Source organism: Escherichia sp. KTE52 (assembly GCF_000408325.1).
Taxonomy (GTDB): domain Bacteria; phylum Pseudomonadota; class Gammaproteobacteria; order Enterobacterales; family Enterobacteriaceae; genus Escherichia; species Escherichia marmotae.
Genome location: NZ_KE138680.1, coordinates 1385733 through 1404329 on the forward strand (window position 1 = coordinate 1385733; position 18597 = coordinate 1404329).

15 protein-coding genes and 1 riboswitch are annotated in these 18597 nt (G+C 51.1%); of the genes, 12 read left to right on the forward strand and 3 right to left on the reverse strand.

Going from position 1 to position 18597, the window contains the following annotated elements; translation table 11 throughout:
- Positions 1 to 75 precede the first annotated feature (75 nt).
- Positions 76 to 1227, reverse strand: coding sequence for an acetylornithine deacetylase (gene argE, locus A1SC_RS05125; RefSeq protein WP_016262752.1), 1152 nt, complete (start codon positions 1225 to 1227; stop codon positions 76 to 78).
- Between the two features lie 153 nt (positions 1228 to 1380).
- On the opposite strand from argE, the gene argC reads away from it, so the two are divergent.
- The 6 genes from argC (at position 1381) to oxyR (ending at position 8852) form a co-directional block, all read left to right on the forward strand.
- Entirely contained in the window at positions 1381 to 2385 is a 1005-nt protein-coding gene (argC, locus tag A1SC_RS05120; RefSeq protein WP_000935354.1) for an N-acetyl-gamma-glutamyl-phosphate reductase, read from the forward strand.
- Positions 2386 to 2392: 7 nt separating this feature from the next.
- A complete protein-coding gene (argB, locus tag A1SC_RS05115; protein WP_001362445.1) occupies positions 2393 to 3169 on the forward strand; it encodes an acetylglutamate kinase in 777 nt (258 codons plus the stop codon).
- 59 nt (positions 3170 to 3228) lie between these two features.
- Positions 3229 to 4602 (forward strand): argininosuccinate lyase, encoded by a 1374-nt coding sequence (gene argH / locus A1SC_RS05110; RefSeq protein ID WP_001240113.1) that lies wholly within the window; start codon positions 3229 to 3231, stop codon positions 4600 to 4602.
- Between the two features lie 501 nt (positions 4603 to 5103).
- Positions 5104 to 6318, forward strand: coding sequence for a D-mannonate dehydratase ManD (manD, locus tag A1SC_RS05105; protein ID WP_000690941.1), 1215 nt, complete (start codon positions 5104 to 5106; stop codon positions 6316 to 6318).
- Between the two features lie 83 nt (positions 6319 to 6401).
- Positions 6402 to 7685: an MFS transporter gene (locus tag A1SC_RS05100; protein ID WP_000382161.1), complete on the forward strand. Its 1284-nt coding sequence runs from the start codon at positions 6402 to 6404 to the stop codon at positions 7683 to 7685.
- A gap of 249 nt (positions 7686 to 7934) precedes the next feature.
- Entirely contained in the window at positions 7935 to 8852 is a 918-nt protein-coding gene (gene oxyR / locus A1SC_RS05095; protein ID WP_001025929.1) for a DNA-binding transcriptional regulator OxyR, read from the forward strand.
- Here the strand turns inward: oxyR and sthA are convergent.
- Positions 8835 to 10235: a Si-specific NAD(P)(+) transhydrogenase gene (gene sthA / locus A1SC_RS05090; protein ID WP_000019889.1), complete on the reverse strand. Its 1401-nt coding sequence runs from the start codon at positions 10233 to 10235 to the stop codon at positions 8835 to 8837. The two genes, oxyR and sthA, sit on opposite strands and share 18 nt — an antisense overlap.
- Positions 10236 to 10564: 329 nt before the next feature.
- Between sthA and A1SC_RS05085 the strand changes: the two genes are divergently transcribed.
- The 4 genes from A1SC_RS05085 to A1SC_RS05070 all read left to right on the forward strand — a co-directional run bounded on the left by A1SC_RS05085 (position 10565) and on the right by A1SC_RS05070 (position 14203).
- Positions 10565 to 11731 carry a M20 aminoacylase family protein gene (locus tag A1SC_RS05085; RefSeq protein ID WP_016262753.1) on the forward strand — a complete coding sequence of 389 codons (1167 nt, stop codon included), beginning with the start codon at positions 10565 to 10567 and terminating at the stop codon, positions 11729 to 11731.
- Between the two features lie 42 nt (positions 11732 to 11773).
- On the forward strand, positions 11774 to 13090 hold the full coding sequence (locus A1SC_RS05080) for a citrate-proton symporter (protein ID WP_016262754.1): 1317 nt from the start codon (positions 11774 to 11776) through the stop codon (positions 13088 to 13090).
- 103 nt (positions 13091 to 13193) lie between these two features.
- On the forward strand, positions 13194 to 13844 hold the full coding sequence (fabR, locus tag A1SC_RS05075; RefSeq protein WP_001309117.1) for an HTH-type transcriptional repressor FabR: 651 nt from the start codon (positions 13194 to 13196) through the stop codon (positions 13842 to 13844).
- The gene (locus A1SC_RS05070; protein ID WP_000806410.1) at positions 13844 to 14203 is read left to right on the forward strand and encodes a YijD family membrane protein; all 360 of its coding nucleotides are present in this window, start codon (positions 13844 to 13846) and stop codon (positions 14201 to 14203) included. The genes fabR and A1SC_RS05070 overlap by 1 nt, the downstream gene beginning before the upstream one ends.
- Positions 14204 to 14242: 39 nt before the next feature.
- On the opposite strand, the gene trmA is transcribed toward A1SC_RS05070, so the two are convergent.
- Positions 14243 to 15343 carry a tRNA (uridine(54)-C5)-methyltransferase TrmA gene (gene trmA / locus A1SC_RS05065; protein ID WP_000187028.1) on the reverse strand — a complete coding sequence of 367 codons (1101 nt, stop codon included), beginning with the start codon at positions 15341 to 15343 and terminating at the stop codon, positions 14243 to 14245.
- 113 nt (positions 15344 to 15456) lie between these two features.
- Positions 15457 to 15648, forward strand: a riboswitch (cobalamin riboswitch).
- Positions 15649 to 15712: 64 nt separating this feature from the next.
- On the opposite strand from trmA, the gene btuB reads away from it, so the two are divergent.
- Positions 15713 to 17557, forward strand: a complete 1845-nt coding sequence (gene btuB / locus A1SC_RS05060; RefSeq protein WP_000591341.1) for a TonB-dependent vitamin B12 receptor BtuB — start codon at positions 15713 to 15715, stop codon at positions 17555 to 17557.
- The gene (murI, locus tag A1SC_RS05055) at positions 17502 to 18359 is read left to right on the forward strand and encodes a glutamate racemase (RefSeq protein WP_000201835.1); all 858 of its coding nucleotides are present in this window, start codon (positions 17502 to 17504) and stop codon (positions 18357 to 18359) included. Before btuB ends, murI begins: the two co-directional genes overlap by 56 nt.
- Positions 18360 to 18597 lie beyond the last annotated feature (238 nt).

Sequence of the window (18597 nt, forward strand, 5' to 3'; positions counted from 1 at the left end):
CATCCGACATTACTGCGGTGCTGGAGTTTGGCAGCAGTGCCGGATGCGGCGCGAGCGCTTTGTCCGGCCTACGTTTTAATGCCAGCAAAAATGGTGAATCACCTGGGTGATCAACTCGCGGGTGGGTTTAATAAACCGTGTCTCCAGATATTCATCAGGCTGATGGGCTTGATTGATTGAACCTGGTCCTAACACCAGCGTCGGGCATAGCGTCTGAATAAACGGTGCTTCGGTACAGTAGTTCACCACTTCGGTCTGTGCGCCGAGCAATTTCTCAACCACTTCAACCAGTTGATGATTCGGCGGGCACTCATAGCCAGGGATCGGCGGATGCAGTTCTTCGACCGTCAGACGACCCGGCCAGCGTTCGCTTACCGGTGCCAGCGCGTCGTTGAGCAAGCCGTTAAGTTCATTGAGCGTCATGCCTGGCAGCGGACGAATATCCATATGCAACTCACAGCAGGCGCAAATTCGGTTAGATGCGTCACCGCCGTGAATATGCCCGAGGTTGAGCGTGGGATACGGTACGGTAAACGCTTCATAGTGATAGCGTTCTTTAAGGTCGTCACGTAATTGTAAAATATGGCCGATGGCGTCATGCATCAGCTCGATGGCATTCACCCCGCGTGCCGGATCGCTGGAGTGCCCCGACTGACCCATAATGCGAATGGCGTTAGAAATATGGCCTTTATGTGCGCGTACCGGTTGCAGTGACGTCGGTTCGCCAATGATGGCGCAATCCGGGCGCAGGGCGGTGGTTTCGGCAAAATAACGCGCTCCGGCCATACTGGTTTCTTCATCGGCAGTCGCCAGAATGTAGAGCGGCTTTGCAAGCTTCGTAACGTCGACATCGCGTAGTGCATCAAGGATAAACGCAAAGAAGCCTTTCATGTCGGCGGTGCCCAGACCATAGAGCTTGCCGTCATGCTCAGTCAGCGTAAACGGATCGCGCGTCCAGCGCCCGTCATCAAACGGCACGGTATCGGTATGCCCCGCCAGCAACAAGCCGCCAGCGCCGTGTCCGCAACTTGCCAGCATATTAAATTTGTTGCGTGTTCCCGGCAAGGGCTGCACTTCCACATTGAAGCCCAAATCTTTGAACCAACCCGCCAGCAGAGTGATTAAATCTGCATTGCTTTGATCGAGCGCTTCTTCCGTGGCGCTTATTGAAGGTGTGGCAATCAGAGCACGGTAGATCTCGATAAATGGCGGTAATTTGTTTTTCATTGTTGACACACCTCTGGTCATGATAGTATCAATATTCATGCATTAATTGTGAATAAAAATACACTAACGTTGAGCGTAATAAAACCCACCAGCCGTAAGGTGAATGTTTTACGTTTAGCCAGGCAAACAGACATAAGAAGGTGAATAGCCCCGATGTTGAATACGCTGATTGTGGGTGCCAGTGGTTACGCTGGCGCAGAGCTAGTGACCTATGTAAATCGCCATCCGCATATGAACATAACCGCTTTGACTGTTTCAGCGCAAAGCAATGATGCGGGAAAGTTAATCTCCGATTTGCATCCGCAGCTCAAAGGCATCGTTGATCTGCCACTGCAGCCGATGTCGGATATCAGCGAGTTTAGCCCAGGGGTGGATGTGGTGTTTCTCGCCACTGCCCATGAAGTTAGCCACGATTTAGCACCGCAGTTTCTTGATGCAGGCTGTGTGGTATTCGACCTTTCCGGCGCATTCCGCGTTAACGACGCCGCCTTCTATGAAAAATATTACGGCTTTACCCATCAATACCCGGAACTGCTGGAGCAAGCCGCTTATGGTCTGGCGGAGTGGTGCGGCAATAAATTAAAAGAAGCGAATTTGATTGCGGTGCCGGGGTGTTACCCGACGGCAGCGCAGTTGGCGCTTAAACCGTTGATTGATGCCGATCTTCTAGATCTCAATCAGTGGCCGGTCATCAACGCCACCAGCGGTGTAAGCGGTGCAGGACGTAAGGCAGCGATTTCTAACAGCTTTTGTGAAGTCAGCCTGCAACCATACGGTGTCTTTACCCATCGCCATCAACCGGAGATCGCTACACACCTTGGTGCTGACGTGATCTTCACCCCGCATCTGGGCAATTTCCCGCGCGGCATTCTGGAAACGATTACCTGCCGTCTGAAACCGGGCGTGACCCAGGCGCAAGTAGCACAAGTGTTGCAACAGGCATATGCGCATAAACCGCTGGTACGGTTGTATGACAAAGGCGTTCCGGCGCTGAAAAACGTTGTCGGGCTACCGTTCTGCGATATCGGTTTTGCCGTTCAGGGCGAGCATCTGATTGTGGTGGCGACCGAAGACAACTTATTGAAAGGTGCGGCGGCACAGGCAATCCAGTGTGCCAATATTCGTTTCGGCTATGCGGAAACGCAGTCTCTTATTTAAGGGTGCAATGATGAATCCATTAATTATCAAACTGGGCGGCGTATTGCTGGATAGTGAAGAGGCGCTGGAACGGCTGTTTAGCGCACTGGTGAATTATCGCGAGTCTCATCAGCGTCCGTTGGTGATTGTTCACGGCGGCGGCTGCGTGGTGGATGAGTTGATGAAAGGGTTGAATCTGCCGGTGAAAAAGAAAAACGGCCTGCGCGTGACGCCTGCGGATCAGATAGACATTATCACTGGCGCACTGGCGGGAACGGCAAATAAAACCCTGCTGGCGTGGGCGAAGAAACATCAGATTGCTGCTGTGGGGCTGTTTCTCGGTGATGGCGACAGCGTCAAAGTGACCCAGCTCGATGAAGAGTTGGGCCATGTTGGACTGGCGCAGCCAGGTTCGCCTAAGCTTATCAACACGTTGCTGGAAAACGGTTATTTGCCGGTGGTCAGCTCTATTGGTGTGACGGACGAAGGGCAACTGATGAACGTCAATGCTGACCAGGCCGCGACGGCACTGGCGGCAACGCTGGGTGCGGATCTGATTTTGCTTTCTGATGTCAGTGGCATCCTCGACGGTAAAGGGCAACGAATTGCTGAGATGACCGCGGCGAAAGCAGAACAACTGATTGAGCAGGGCATTATTACTGACGGCATGATTGTGAAAGTGAATGCGGCGCTGGACGCTGCACGCACGCTGGGCCGCCCGGTGGACATCGCCTCCTGGCGTCATGCGGAACAGCTTCCGGCACTGTTTAACGGTATGCCGATGGGGACGCGGATTTTAGCTTAATTTTTGTTGGCCGGAGGCACAGCTTCCGGCATTGAATTTCAAAATAAGGAAACAGAGTTATGGCACTTTGGGGCGGGCGTTTTACTCAGGCAGCAGATCAACGGTTCAAACAATTTAATGACTCATTGCGCTTTGATTACCGTCTGGCGGAGCAGGATATTGTCGGCTCTGTAGCCTGGTCCAAAGCCCTGGTAACGGTAGGTGTGTTGACCGCAGAAGAGCAGGTGCAACTAGAAGAGGCGCTGAACGTGCTGCTGGAAGACGTTCGCGCCAGGCCACAACAAATCCTCGAAAGCGACGCCGAAGATATCCATAGCTGGGTGGAAGGTAAACTGATCGACAAAGTGGGTCAGTTAGGCAAAAAACTGCATACCGGGCGTAGCCGTAATGACCAGGTAGCGACTGACCTGAAATTGTGGTGCAAAGAGATGGTCAGCGAGTTGCTGGCGGCTAACCGCCAGTTGCAATCGGCGTTGGTGGAAACGGCGCAAAATAATCAGGACGCAGTGATGCCGGGTTATACCCACCTGCAACGCGCTCAACCGGTGACGTTCGCTCACTGGTGCCTGGCCTATGTTGAGATGCTGGCGCGTGATGAAAGCCGTTTGCAGGACGCGCTTAAGCGTCTGGATGTCAGCCCGTTAGGTTGTGGTGCGCTGGCGGGAACGGCCTATGACATTGACCGTGAACAACTGGCTGGCTGGCTGGGTTTTGCCTCGGCAACGCGTAACAGCCTGGACAGCGTTTCTGACCGTGATCACGTACTGGAACTGCTTTCTGCCGCCGCCATCGGCATGGTGCATCTGTCGCGTTTTGCCGAAGATCTCATTTTCTTTAACACCGGCGAAGCGGGTTTTGTCGAACTGTCTGATCGCGTGACTTCCGGTTCATCCTTAATGCCGCAGAAGAAAAACCCGGATGCGCTGGAGCTGATTCGTGGGAAATGTGGTCGTGTCCAGGGCGCATTAACCGGCATGATGATGACTCTGAAAGGGTTGCCGCTGGCCTATAACAAAGACATGCAGGAAGACAAAGAGGGCTTGTTCGACGCACTCGACACCTGGCTGGATTGCCTGCATATGGCAGCGCTGGTGCTGGATGGGATTCAGGTGAAACGCCCGCGTTGTCAGGAAGCGGCGCAACAGGGTTACGCTAACGCCACTGAACTGGCGGATTATCTGGTGGCAAAAGGCGTACCGTTCCGCGAGGCGCACCATATTGTGGGTGAAGCGGTGGTGGAAGCCATTCGTCAGGGCAAACCACTGGAAGAACTGCCGCTGGCTGAGTTGCAGAAATTCAGCAAGGTGATTGGAGAAGATGTGTATCCGATTTTGTCGTTGCAATCGTGCCTCGACAAACGTGCGGCAAAAGGCGGCGTCTCACCGCAGCAGGTGGCGCAGGCGATTGCTTTTGCAAAGGCGCGGTTGGTGTAACTTGTTTATATCGCTCCCCTGAAAACGGGGAGTTTGCCTTATCATGCCTACGTAGTGTTGCGCTTTGTAAGCCAGATAAGGCGTTTACGCCGCATCTGGCAGGAATTTATCATCATCCTGATGCCCCTGAGTTTTACGTCCAGCCACAGCCATTCTTCGTCACATTCCTTTTAATTCTTGCGTCTTCTTTACGTTTACTTTTCCTATAAAAATCATTTTCAAATACATCAAACAATACATATTTTAATTAATTGAATATAATTAATTTCTATTGCTGTGTTCATTTTTAAGATTAATGGAATTTGTTATGTGATTATTTAACGTGTTGTTTTAACGATGATGGTTAATATTGTAGGCAATATTTAAGGATATTTCTGTTCCTCGGCGGAAAATTTTATTTTTAATGTGATCACGGTTGAATAATCACTTTTTCTTCCTTGTATGGTAGTAGGCATAAAATTAAGTTTAAAACGTCTATTTAAAACACAGGAGAGTGCAATAATGAAAATTATTGCTGCGGACGTTTTTGTCACTTGCCCCGGGCGTAATTTCGTTACGCTTAAAATAACCACTGAAAGCGGACTTTGTGGGCTGGGAGATGCCACATTAAATGGTCGTGAATTGTCGGTCGCTTCCTATCTGAAAGATCATCTTTGTCCACAATTAATAGGTCGCGATGCCAGCCGTATCGAAGATATCTGGCAATTCTTTTATAAAGGTGCTTACTGGCGGCGTGGCCCCGTCACGATGTCGGCAATCTCTGCCATTGATATGGCGTTATGGGATATCAAAGCTAAAGCAGCCAATATGCCGCTGTATCAACTGCTGGGTGGCGCTTCTCGCGAGGGCGTGATGGTCTATTGCCACACCACCGGGCGTACAATTGATGAAGTCCTTGAAGACTATGCAAAACACCAGCAAATGGGCTTTAAGGCGATTCGGGTGCAGTGCGGCGTGCCGGGTATGCAAACTACCTATGGCCTGGCGAAGGGAAAAGGGCTGGCTTACGAACCGGCAACCAAAGGCCAGTGGCCGGAAGAACAATTGTGGTCTTCAGAAAAGTATCTCGATTTTACGCCGAAGCTCTTTGAGGCCGTGCGCAACAAGTTCGGTTTTAATGAACATCTGTTGCATGACATGCACCATCGCCTTACCCCTATTGAAGCGGCGCGCTTTGGTAAGAGCATTGAAGATTACCGCCTGTTCTGGATGGAAGACCCGACACCTGCCGAGAATCAGGAATGTTTCCGTTTGATTCGCCAGCATACCGTGACACCAATTGCGGTCGGAGAAGTCTTTAATAGTATCTGGGATTGTAAGCAGTTAATCGAAGAGCAGTTAATTGACTATATCCGCACGACGATTACCCATGCTGGTGGAATTACCGGGATGCGACGGATTGCCGATTTTGCATCGCTTTATCAGGTGCGTACCGGTTCGCATGGCCCTTCTGATTTATCGCCCATTTGCCATGCGGCAGCACTGCATTTTGATCTCTGGGTGCCTAACTTCGGTGTTCAGGAGTACATGGGTTATTCCGAACAAATGCTTGAGGTCTTCCCGCATAGCTGGCGCTTCGACGCGGGTTATATGCACCCAGGCGATGAACCAGGGCTGGGTATCTCCTTTGATGAGAAGCTGGCGGCGAAATATCCGTATGATCCGGCGTATCTCCCCGTTGCGCGTCTGGAAGACGGTACATTGTGGAATTGGTAGTGATTTAAGCGAAACCGTATATCTGTCGCTTAATTTATTTATTGAGTAATCAAATCTATTCAATTTTCTCAAGGAGTATAAAAATGGATGTTGATTTGCCAGGTAGTGTTGCGGGTAATAAACCGCAACGGATTCGCCGTATTCAGACGGTGGCGCTGGTTTTATTATTTATGGCGGGAATCGTTAATTTTCTCGATCGCTCATCATTGAGCGTGGCAGGCGAGGCGATTCGTGGCGAGTTAGGATTATCAGCCACAGAGTTTGGCGTTTTACTTTCTGCATTTTCTCTGTCTTATGGTTTTTCACAACTGCCTTCCGGTATTTTGTTAGATCGTTTTGGTCCACGAATTGTGTTAGGCGCAGGATTAATATTCTGGTCATTAATGCAGGCATTAACAGGAATGGTTAATTCCTTTAGCCACTTTATTATTATGCGTATTGGACTGGGTATTGGTGAAGCGCCGTTTATGCCTGCGGGGGTGAAATCTATCACCGACTGGTATGCGCAAAAAGAACGCGGCACGGCGCTGGGGATCCTTAACTCATCTACCGTTATCGGTCAGGCCATCGCGCCCCCTGTTCTTGTATTGATGCAACTGGCGTGGGGCTGGAGGACGATGTTTGTCATCATCGGCCTGGCGGGGATTCTGGTTGGGATTTGCTGGTACGCATGGTATCGCAACCGGGCGCAGTTTGTCCTGACCGATGAAGAACGAGCGTATCTCTCTGCACCGGTTAAGCCGCGTCCACAATTGCAATTTAGCGAGTGGCTGGCGCTGTTTAAACATCGGACAACCTGGGGGATGATTTTAGGTTTCGCTGGTGTCAACTATACCGGTTGGCTCTACATTGCGTGGTTACCCGGTTATTTGCAGGCTGCGCAAGGTTTCAGTCTGGCAAAAACCGGCTGGGTGGCGGCGATTCCTTTCCTTGCGGCGGCAGTCGGGATGTGGATCAACGGTATTGTTGTCGATAGACTGGCGAAAAAAGGCTACGACCTGGCGAAGACGCGTAAAACGGCCATTGTTTGCGGTTTGATGATGTCGGCATTAGGGACGTTGCTGGTGGTGCAATCTTCCTCGCCTGCGCAGGCGGTGGCGTTTATCTCAATGGCGCTGTTCTGCGTGCATTTCGCGGGAACATCGGCATGGGGACTGGTGCAGGTGATGGTGTCAGAAACAAAAGTGGCTTCCATCGCTGGTATTCAAAACTTTGGCAGTTTTGTCTTTGCTTCCTTTGCCCCGATCGTGACCGGCTGGGTAGTGGATACTACGCACTCGTTTAATCTGGCGCTGGTTATTGCGGCCTGCGTGACCTTCATCGGCGCGCTGTGTTACTTCTTTATCGTCAAAGATCGCATTGAATAAATATTGGGTCTGGCTCTCTTGTGGGAGCCGGGCGAAATAAAAAAAAGCGGATCCTGGAGATCCGCAAAAGTTCACGTTGGCTTTAGTTATTCGAGTTGAGAAACTCTCGAAACGGGCAGTGACTTCAAGGGTTAAAGAGGTGCCGCTCCGTTTCTGTGAGCAATTATCAGTCAGAATGCTTGATAGGGATAATCGTTCGTTGCTATGCTACCTATCGCCATGAACTATCGTGGCGATGGAGGATGGATAATGAATATTCGTGATCTTGAGTACCTGGTGGCATTGGCCGAACACCGCCATTTTCGCCGTGCGGCAGATTCCTGCCACGTCAGCCAGCCAACCCTGAGTGGGCAAATTCGTAAGCTGGAAGATGAGCTGGGCGTGATGTTGCTGGAGCGGACCAGCCGTAAAGTGTTATTCACCCAGGCGGGAATGCTGCTGGTGGATCAGGCGCGTACCGTGCTGCGTGAGGTGAAAGTCCTTAAAGAGATGGCAAGCCAGCAGGGCGAGACCATGTCCGGGCCGCTGCACATTGGTTTGATTCCAACGGTCGGGCCTTACCTGCTACCGCATATTATCCCGATGCTGCACCAGGCTTTTCCGAAGCTGGAAATGTATCTGCATGAAGCCCAGACCCATCAATTACTGGCGCAACTGGACAGCGGCAAACTCGACTGTGTGATCCTCGCACTGGTGAAGGAGAGCGAAGCATTCATTGAAGTGCCGTTGTTTGATGAGCCAATGCTGTTGGCAATCTATGAAGATCACCCGTGGGCTGATCGTGAATGTGTACCGATGGCCGATCTGGCCGGGGAAAAACTGCTGATGCTGGAAGATGGTCACTGTCTGCGCGATCAGGCAATGGGCTTCTGCTTTGAAGCGGGGGCGGATGAAGATACACACTTCCGCGCGACCAGTCTGGAGACGCTGCGTAACATGGTGGCGGCTGGTAGCGGTATCACTTTACTGCCTGCGCTGGCCGTGCCGCCGGAGCGTAAACGTGATGGCGTTGTTTATCTGCCGTGCATTAAGCCAGAACCACGCCGCACTGTTGGCCTGGTTTACCGTCCGGGTTCGCCGCTGCGCAGTCGCTATGAGCAACTGGCAGAGGCCATCCGTGCAAGAATGGATGGCCATTTCGGTAAAACGTTAAAACAGGCGATTTAAGCCGTTTAGCGCCGCGACCCGATAGGCTTCCGCCATAGTCGGGTAGTTAAAGGTGGTGTTGACGAAGTACTCAATCGTGTTGCCGCCACCTTTCTGTTCCATAATCGCCTGACCGATATGAATAATTTCGGCAGCGCGCTCACCAAAGCAGTGAATTCCCAGAATCTCTTTTGTTTCCCGATGGAACAAAATTTTCAACGTGCCCACGTTCATCCCGACAATTTGCGCACGAGCCAGATGTTTAAACTGGGCGCGGCCCACTTCATACGGCACTTTCATCGCGGTCAGTTGCTGTTCCGTTTTACCGACCGAGCTGATTTCCGGAATGGTGTAGATGCCGGTAGGGATATCTTCAATCAGATGCGCGGTGGCTTCGCCTTTCACCAGCGCCTGTGCGGCAATGCGTCCCTGGTCGTAGGCCGCCGACGCCAGGCTTGGATAACCAATCACGTCGCCCACCGCGTAAACGTGCGGCTGCGCGGTCTGGTACATGCTATTGACCTTTAGCTGACCGCGGCTGTCAGTTTCCAGTCCAATGTTCTGTAACGCCAGTGAATCGGTATTACCGGTGCGACCGTTGGCATAGAGCAGGCAGTCTGCTTTCAGCTTTTTGCCTGACTTCAGGTGCATGATCACGCCGTCGTCACAGCCTTCGATCTTCTCGTACTCTTCGTTGTGACGGATCACCACGCCACTGTTCCAGAAGTGATAGGAGAGAGAATCTGACATCTCCTGATCCAGAAATGCCAGCAGGCGATCACGGGTGTTGATCAGATCGACTTTCACATCCATTCCACGGAAGATCGACGCATATTCGCAGCCGATCACCCCGGCACCGTAGATAAGTACATGGCGCGGTTCGTGATGCATGCTAAGAATCGAGTCGCTGTCGTAAATGCGCGGATGGGTAAAATCGACGTCTGCCGGATGATAAGGGCGAGAACCGCAGGCAATGACATATTTTTCTGCGGTCAGCGTTTCTACCGTGCCGTCAGGGCAATCCAGCGCCAACGTGTGCTCGTCAACAAAGCGAGCGTTTCCCTGCAATATTTCGCAGTGATTACGTTCGTAAAATCCCTGACGCATGCGCGTTTGTTGATTAATCACATTATCGGCATGGTTGAGGATATCGGCAAAAGAAGAGCGGAGCAGCCGTGAATGATCGCTATAAAGAGGGTTTTGATTAAATTCTATAATGCGGCTGACAGCGTGACGGAGGGCTTTCGACGGAATGGTGCCCCAGTGGGTGCAACCGCCGCCAACATTTTGATAACGCTCGATAACTGCGACGCGCGCACCTTGCTTAACCAGACCCATTGCAGCGCCTTCGCCGCCGGGGCCGGAACCTATTACTATGGCATCGTAATCGTAGGAATGTGACATGGTAGGGCTTACCTGTTCTTATACATAAAAGCAACAGAATGGTAACATTTTATCGCGGGTAAGCCAATTGATCCCCGTCATTTATCTGGTTATATCGTGAGCGGCCTTTGCTTTGTCTGCTCCTTCCCTGTCTCATTAATTCGCAATTAAACGCTTTTTCTTATGGCAGATAGTTTTATCTTGCTGAAAAGTGCCTTTTTGTTATTGTCTCCGTGAAATCATTTTATAAAACAAATAGATACATATTTTATATTGATTGGTTATTTGTATTTATACCATCAATGTAATCCGTTAATTAGCCTGTTTATCAGTGAATAAAGGAATAGCCGATGATCGAACACTCTATTCGTGGGTTTGAGGAAGAACTGCGCGAGATCCGCTATCAGATCCATGAAAATCCGGAGCTGGGGTTAAAGGAGTTTAAAACCAGTGCTCTGGTGGCGGAAAAGTTACGCCTGTGGGGTTATGAAGTTGAACAAGGGCTGGCGACGACGGGCGTGGTCGCTACCTTAAAAGTCGGTGACGGAGAGAAAAGTATTGGCTTGCGTGCCGATATGGATGCGCTGCCAATTTATGAAAATAGCGGCAAGTCCTGGGCCAGTAAACATCCCGGTTTAATGCATGCCTGCGGGCATGACGGACATACCACAATATTGCTGGGTGCCGCGCGCTATCTTGCTGAAACCCGCCGCTTTAACGGCACGTTGCGCCTTATCTTCCAGCCAGCGGAAGAAATGATTAACGGCGGCGAGATCATGGTTAAAGAAGGACTTTTTGACCGTTTCCCCTGCGATGTCATTTTCGGCATGCATAACATGCCCGGTCTGCCAGTGGGTAAGTTTTATTTCCAGCCCGGAGCGCTGATGGCGTCAATGGATCAATTCCATATTACGGTTCGTGGTTGTGGCGGACACGGTGCGATCCCTCACAAAGCGATTGATCCGGTGCTGGTTGCCGCACATATCACCACCGCATTACAAAGCATTGTGTCGCGCAATGTCGATCCGCTGGAAGCCGCAGTCATTACCGTCGGCAGTATTGTTGCGGGTGAGGCCGCTAACGTCATTCCTGATAGTGCTGAGATGAAAATTAGCGTCCGCTCTCTTAGCCGTGAAACCCGGCAACTTCTGTTGGCCCGTATTCCCGCTCTGGCACAAGCCCAGGCTATCAGCTTTGGTGCTACGGCTGATGTGACGCATGTTAACGGTACTCCGGTGTTGGTCAACGATGAAGAGATGGCGCGCTTTGCCTGGCAGGTGGCGTGTAAAACGTTTGGTGAAGATCGGGCCGGGTTTGGCATCAAGCCTCTGATGGGCAGTGAAGATTTCTCTTTCATGCTGGAAGCCCAGCCGAAAGGTGCTTTTTTGCTGTTCGGTAATGGCGATGTCGGGGAAGGGGCATGCATGGTGCATAACCCAGGTTACGACTTCAACGATGCAAGTCTGGTTCCGGCAAGCAGCTACTGGGGCGCACTGGTGGAAGCCTGGCTGCAATAAATAAAACAACACACAACATCACTATCTGGCAAGGAACATGGAATGACGGCGATCGTAAATGAAACAGTGGACGTAAAGAAAAAGCCCAGCGGCAAACGGGTGATTTTTGCCTCGGCGTTTGGCAATGCGCTCGAATTTTTTGATTTTGGCGTTTACAACTTTTTTGTGGTCTATATCAGCACGCTTTTCTTTCCACCCAGTGCCGATCACAATGTCGCGCTGTTACTGGCATTTGCAACGTTTGGCGTGAGCTTTTTTATGCGCCCGCTTGGCGGGATTATCGTTGGTGCCTGGGCCGATCGTTTCGGGCGTAAACCGGCGATGGTGTTTACCATTGCCCTGATGAGTCTCGGTACGCTGATGATCGGCATTGCGCCAACATATGCGACGGCGGGATATTGGGGAACAGCGACGCTGGTGCTGGCGCGCCTGATTCAGGGCGTTGCGGCAGGCGGTGAAGTCGGTGCCTCAATGTCTTTGCTGGTTGAGTCAGCTCCGGCAAATCGTCGCGGCTTTTACAGTAGCTGGTCGCTGGCGACCCAGGGGCTGGCAACGACCTTTGGTGGTGTCGTCGCTTTGGGTTTGAGCGCATGGCTGCCGTTCGCCACAGGTTCAGAAACCGTAATGGCGGAGTGGGGCTGGCGTGTACCGTTTTTTATTGGTGTGCTGTTAGCGCCCATCGGTTGCTGGCTGCGCCTGAGTCTGGAAAACGATGTGCCTGAACCTGTGCACCATAAAAAAGCCGCAGCCAGCGAAAGCGCGTTTTCTCTGCTCTTGCAACATAAAGCAACCATCGTTAATGGTGTTTTACTCGCTATTGGTAGTACGGTTGCAACCTATATCTCCCTCTTTTACTACGGCACCTGGGCTGCGAAGTATCTGGCGATGCCTCAACACTATTCTCATGCAGCGATGTTACTGGCGGGCGTTATTACGTTTGTGGGGGCGTTGTTGGTGGGGATGCTGTGTGATTCGGTCGGGCGTAAAAAGCTGATTTTAATCTCCCGGGTGATGGTGTTGATCTGTAGCTGGCCATCGTTCTGGCTGTTGGTGAATTATCCCAGTCCCGGCATGTTGCTGACGGTGGTTTTCGTGATGGTCAGCTTCACCACGCTTGGCGGTGTACCGGTAATGTTGCTGATTTCCGAACTGTTACCGAAACGGATTCGGGCATTGGGCTTCGCACTGGTTTATAGCATTGGCGTAGCAATCTTCGGCGGGTTTGCGCAATACTTTGCCACGCAATCCATTGTGTTACTGGATAGCCTGACGGCGCCAGCGTGGTATCTGGGCGGAGGTACGTTGTTGTCGATGCTGGCGTTGTTGTTTGTGAAAGAACCGGCTAAAGAGTTGCAGTAAATGTGTTTTATTGCGTTACCGTTCATTCACAACACTGGAGCAATCCAGTATGTTCATTCTCTGGTATAGTGCCAACAGTACTTTTGGCAAGGATTTAGACATCGTGATGGGCGTAAGAGCGCAACAAAAAGAAAAAACCCGCCGTTCTCTGGTGGAAGCCGCATTTAGCCAATTAAGTGCTGAACGTAGCTTCGCCAGCCTGAGTTTGCGTGAAGTGGCGCGTGAAGCGGGCATTGCTCCCACCTCTTTTTATCGGCATTTCCGCGACGTAGACGAACTTGGTCTGACCATGGTTGATGAGAGCGGTTTAATGCTGCGCCAACTCATGCGCCAGGCGCGTCAGCGTATTGCTAAAGGCGGGAGTGTGATCCGCACCTCGGTCTCCACATTTATGGAGTTCATCGGTAATAATCCGAACGCCTTCCGGTTATTATTGCGGGAACGCTCCGGCACCTCCGCTGCGTTCCGTGCCGCTGTTGCGCGTGAAATTCAGCACTTCATTGCGGAACTTGCGGACTATCTGGAACTCGAAAACCATATGCCTCGTGCGTTTACTGAAGCGCAAGCCGAAGCAATGGTGACGATTGTCTTCAGTGCGGGTGCCGAGGCGTTGGATGTCGGCGTCGAACAACGTCGGCAATTAGAAGAGCGACTGGTACTGCAACTGCGAATGATTTCGAAAGGGGCTTATTACTGGTATCGCCGTGAACAAGAAAAAACCGCAATTATTCCGGGAAATGTGAAGGACGAGTAATGAAACAAGCAAATCAAGATAGAGGTACGCTGCTGCTGGCGCTGGTTGCAGGCTTATCGATCAATGGTACTTTTGCGGCGCTGTTTAGCTCCATTGTGCCATTTTCTGTATTCCCGATTATTTCCCTGGTGCTGACGGTCTACTGCCTGCATCAACGTTATCTTAATCGCACTATGCCGGTAGGTTTGCCGGGTCTGGCTGCTGCCTGTTTTATTCTCGGTGTTCTGCTGTACAGCACGGTGGTTCGTGCGGAATATCCGGATATCGGTTCTAACTTCTTCCCGGCCGTGCTGTCCGTCATTATGGTGTTCTGGATTGGCGCGAAGATGCGTAACCGTAAGCAGGAAATTGCTGAGTAATCAGTATCATGCTGGATGCTGGCGCATCCAGCATGGGTTTTACTTAGCGGTTAGTAATACGCCGCACTCCATATGGTGCGTGTAGGGGAACTGATCAAACAGAGCCAGACGTTCAACCTTGTGCGTCTGGCTTAATGTTTCCAGATTCTTACATAACGTTTCCGGGTTGCAGGAGATATACAAAATACGCGGATACGCCTGCACCATTTTCTCGGTTTCACTGTCCAGACCGCTGCGCGGTGGGTCGACAAAAATGGTTTCGCACTGATAACTCTTCAGGTCGATACCTTGCAGACGGTTAAACTCACGCACGCCATTCATCGCTTGAGTAAACTCTTCCGCCGCCATACGAATAATTTGTACGTTATCTATATGGTTAGCAGCAATATTGTATTGCGCGGCAGCGACCGACGGCTTGGCGATTTCGGTGGCTAATACTCGATCAAAATTGCGCGCCAGAGCTAATGAAAAATTACCGTTGCCGCAGTACAACTCCAGTAAATCGCCTTTTGAGCCTTTGGTAACATCCAGCGCCCATTCCAGCATCTGAATATTCATCGCCGCGTTTGGCTGGGTGAAGCTGTTTTCTACCTGACGGTAGATCATCTCTTTCCCTGCGACCGGCAGACGCTCATCAATGTAATCCTGATCCAGCTCGATTTTTGTTTTCGTTGCCCGACCAATCAAATGCACATTCAGATTCTGCGCTCGCAGTGCATCGCGCAGGGCTTCTGCCTGCTGACGCCACTCGTCATCCAGCTTTTTATGGTACAGCAGAGAAACGACGGCCTGATTGCTCAATGTGGTGAGGTAATCAATCTGGAACAGCTTGTGGCGCAGAACGGGATTATTACGCACACCCGCAATCATCGCCGTCATCAACTGGTTGATCAGTTCACTGGCGGCGGGGAAGCTATCTACGCGGATGCGGCTTTTGGTCTGTTGATCGAAAATGATGTGGTACAGGTCATCGCCATCGTGCCAGATGCGGAATTCTGCTCGCATCCGATAATGACTGACCGGCGAGCGAAACACTTCCGGAACCAGGTCAGAAAACGGCGCCATCATACTTTGTAAACGTACCACTTTTTCGGCTAACTGCGCTTCATACTGTTCTGTTGGAAGGTGTTCGGGGGTCATGATGTATCCTGAAAATGAAATGTACGCGGCGATTGTAGGGATTGCTCATCAGATGTCCAGATCTTGATGAATTCCTATTTATGCGCGACGTCTGGACAGCAACTTGTTACAACCTGTAGCATCCACTCGCCGGTCCTGTGAGTTAATAGGGAATCCAGTGCGAATCTGGAGCTGACGCGCAGCGGTAAGGAAAGGTGCGATGATTGCGTAATGCGGACACTGCCATCCGGTGGGAAGTCATCATCTCTTTGTATCCTCAGATACCCCTCCAAGCCCGAAGACCTGCCGGCCAACGTCGCATCTGGTTCTCATCATCGCGTAATATTGATGAAACCTGCGGCATCCTTCTTCTATTGTGGATGCTTTACAATGATTAAAAAAGCTTCGCTGCTGACGGCGTGTTCCGTCACAGCCTTTTCCGCTTGGGCACAGGACACCAGCCCGGATACTCTCGTTGTTACTGCTAACCGTTTTGAACAGCCTCGCAGCACTGTGCTTGCTCCAACTACCGTTGTGACACGTCAGGATATTGACCGCTGGCAGTCGGCCTCGGTGAACGATGTTCTACGTCGTCTGCCGGGCGTGGATATCACCCAGAATGGCGGTTCAGGTCAGCTCTCTTCTATTTTTATCCGTGGTACAAACGCCAGCCATGTATTGGTGTTAATTGATGGCGTACGCCTGAATTTGGCGGGGGTCAGTGGTTCTGCCGACCTTAGCCAATTCCCTATTGCGCTTGTCCAGCGAGTTGAATATATCCGTGGACCGCGATCTGCCGTTTATGGTTCTGATGCAATAGGCGGAGTGGTGAATATCATCACCACGCGGGATGAATCCGGCACGGAAATTTCAGCGGGATGGGGAAGTAATAGTTATCAGAACTACGATGTTTCTACGCAGCAACAACTGGGGGATAAAACACGGGTAACTCTGTTGGCCGATTATGCCCATACCCATGGATTTGATGTTGTCGCCTATGGCAATACCGGAACGCAAGCACAACCAGATAACGATGGTTTTTTAAGTAAAACGCTTTATGGTGCGCTGGAGCATAATTTTACTGACACCTGGAGCGGCTTTGTGCGCGGCTATGGCTATGATAATCGTACCAATTATGACGCGTATTATTCTCCCGGCTCACCGTTACTCGATACCCGTAAACTCTATAGCCAAAGTTGGGACACCGGGCTGCGCTATAACGGCGAGTTGATTAAATCACAACTGATTACCAGTTACAGCCACAGCAAAGATTACAACTACGATCCGCATTATGGTCGTTATGATTCGTCCGCGACGCTCGATGAGATGAAGCAGTACACCGTCCAGTGGGCAAACAACGTCACCGTTGGTCACGGTAATATCGGCGCGGGTGTTGACTGGCAGAAGCAAACTACGACGCCAGGCACTGGATATGTTGCAGATGGGTATGATCAACGTAATACGGGGATCTATCTGACCGGGGTACAACAAGTTGGCGATTTTACGTTTGAAGGTGCTGCACGCAGCGATGATAACTCACAGTTTGGTCGTCATGGCACCTGGCAAACCAGTGCTGGTTGGGAGTTCATTGAAGGCTATCGCTTTATCGCTTCTTATGGCACGTCGTACAAGGCACCTAATCTTGGGCAACTGTACGGTTTCTACGGTAATCCGGATCTGAACCCCGAGAAAAGCAAACAGTGGGAAGGTGCGTTTGAGGGGTTAACCGCCGGGGTGAACTGGCGTATCTCCGGGTATCGTAACGATATCAGTGACCTGATCGATTATGACGATCACATCCTGAAATACTACAACGAAGGGAAAGCGCGGATTAAAGGCGTCGAGGCGACCGCCAATTTTGATACCGGACCGCTAACACATACGGTGAGTTACGATTATGTCGACGCACGTAATGCGATTACCGACACGCCGTTATTACGTCGTGCTAAACAGCAGGTGAAATATCAGCTCGACTGGCAACTGTATGATTTTGATTGGGGTATTACTTACCAGTATTTAGGTACTCGCTATGATAAGGATTACTCATCTTATCCCTATCAAACTGTGAAAATGGGCGGTGTGAGCTTGTGGGATATTGCGGTTGCATATCCGGTCACCTCTCATCTGACTGTTCGTGGTAAAATAGCCAACCTGTTCGACAAAGATTACGAGACAGTCTATGGCTACCAAACTGCAGGACGGGAATACACCTTGTCTGGCAGCTACACCTTCTGAACCACGTCCCACCGTGCTGGTGTTTGACTCCGGCGTCGGTGGGCTGTCGGTCTATGACGAGATCCGGCGTCTCTTACCGGATCTCCATTACATTTATGCTTTTGATAACGTCGCTTTCCCGTATGGCGAAAAAAGCGAAGAGTTTATTGTTGAGCGCGTGGTGGAAATTGTCACTGCAGTGCAAGAACGTTATCCCCTTGCATTGGCGGTGGTGGCTTGCAACACCGCCAGTACCGTTTCACTTCCTGCATTACGCGAAAAGTTTGACTTCCCGGTTGTCGGCGTCGTTCCGGCGATTAAACCCGCAGCGCGTCTGACCGCTAATGGCATTGTTGGACTGCTGGCAACTCGCGGAACAGTTAAACGTTCTTATACCCATGAGTTGATCGCGCGTTTCGCCAATGAATGCCAGATAGAAATGCTCGGTTCGGCAGAGATGGTCGAGCTGGCTGAAGCGAAGCTGCATGGCAATGAAGTTTCTCTGGATGCACTAAAGCGTATCTTGCGCCCGTGGTTAAGAATGAAAGAGCCGCCAGATACTGTTGTTCTGGGATGTACCCACTTCCCTCTATTACAAGATGAACTGTTGCAGGTGCTGCCAGAGGGAACCCGGTTGGTGGATTCAGGCGCAGCGATTGCCCGCCGAACGGCCTGGTTACTGGAGCATGAAGCCCCTGATGCAAAATCAGTCGATGCGAATATTGCCTTTTGTATGGCAATGACGCCAGAAGCTGAACAGTTATTGTCCGTTTTACAGCGTTACGGCTTTAAAACGCTCGAAAAACTGACAGTTTCAGGCTGATTTGATTGAAACTTGCGCATTCGGAAAATTATTTTAAATTTCCTCTTGTCAGGCCGGAATAACTCCCTATAATGCGCCACCACTGACACGGAACAACGGCAAATAAGCCGCCGGGTCAGCGGGGTTCTCCTGAGAACTTCGACAGAGAAAAGCGGAAAAATGCTTGACTCTGTAGCGGGAAAGCGTATTATGCACACCCCGCGCCGCTGAGAAAAAGCGAAGTGGCACTGCTCTTTAA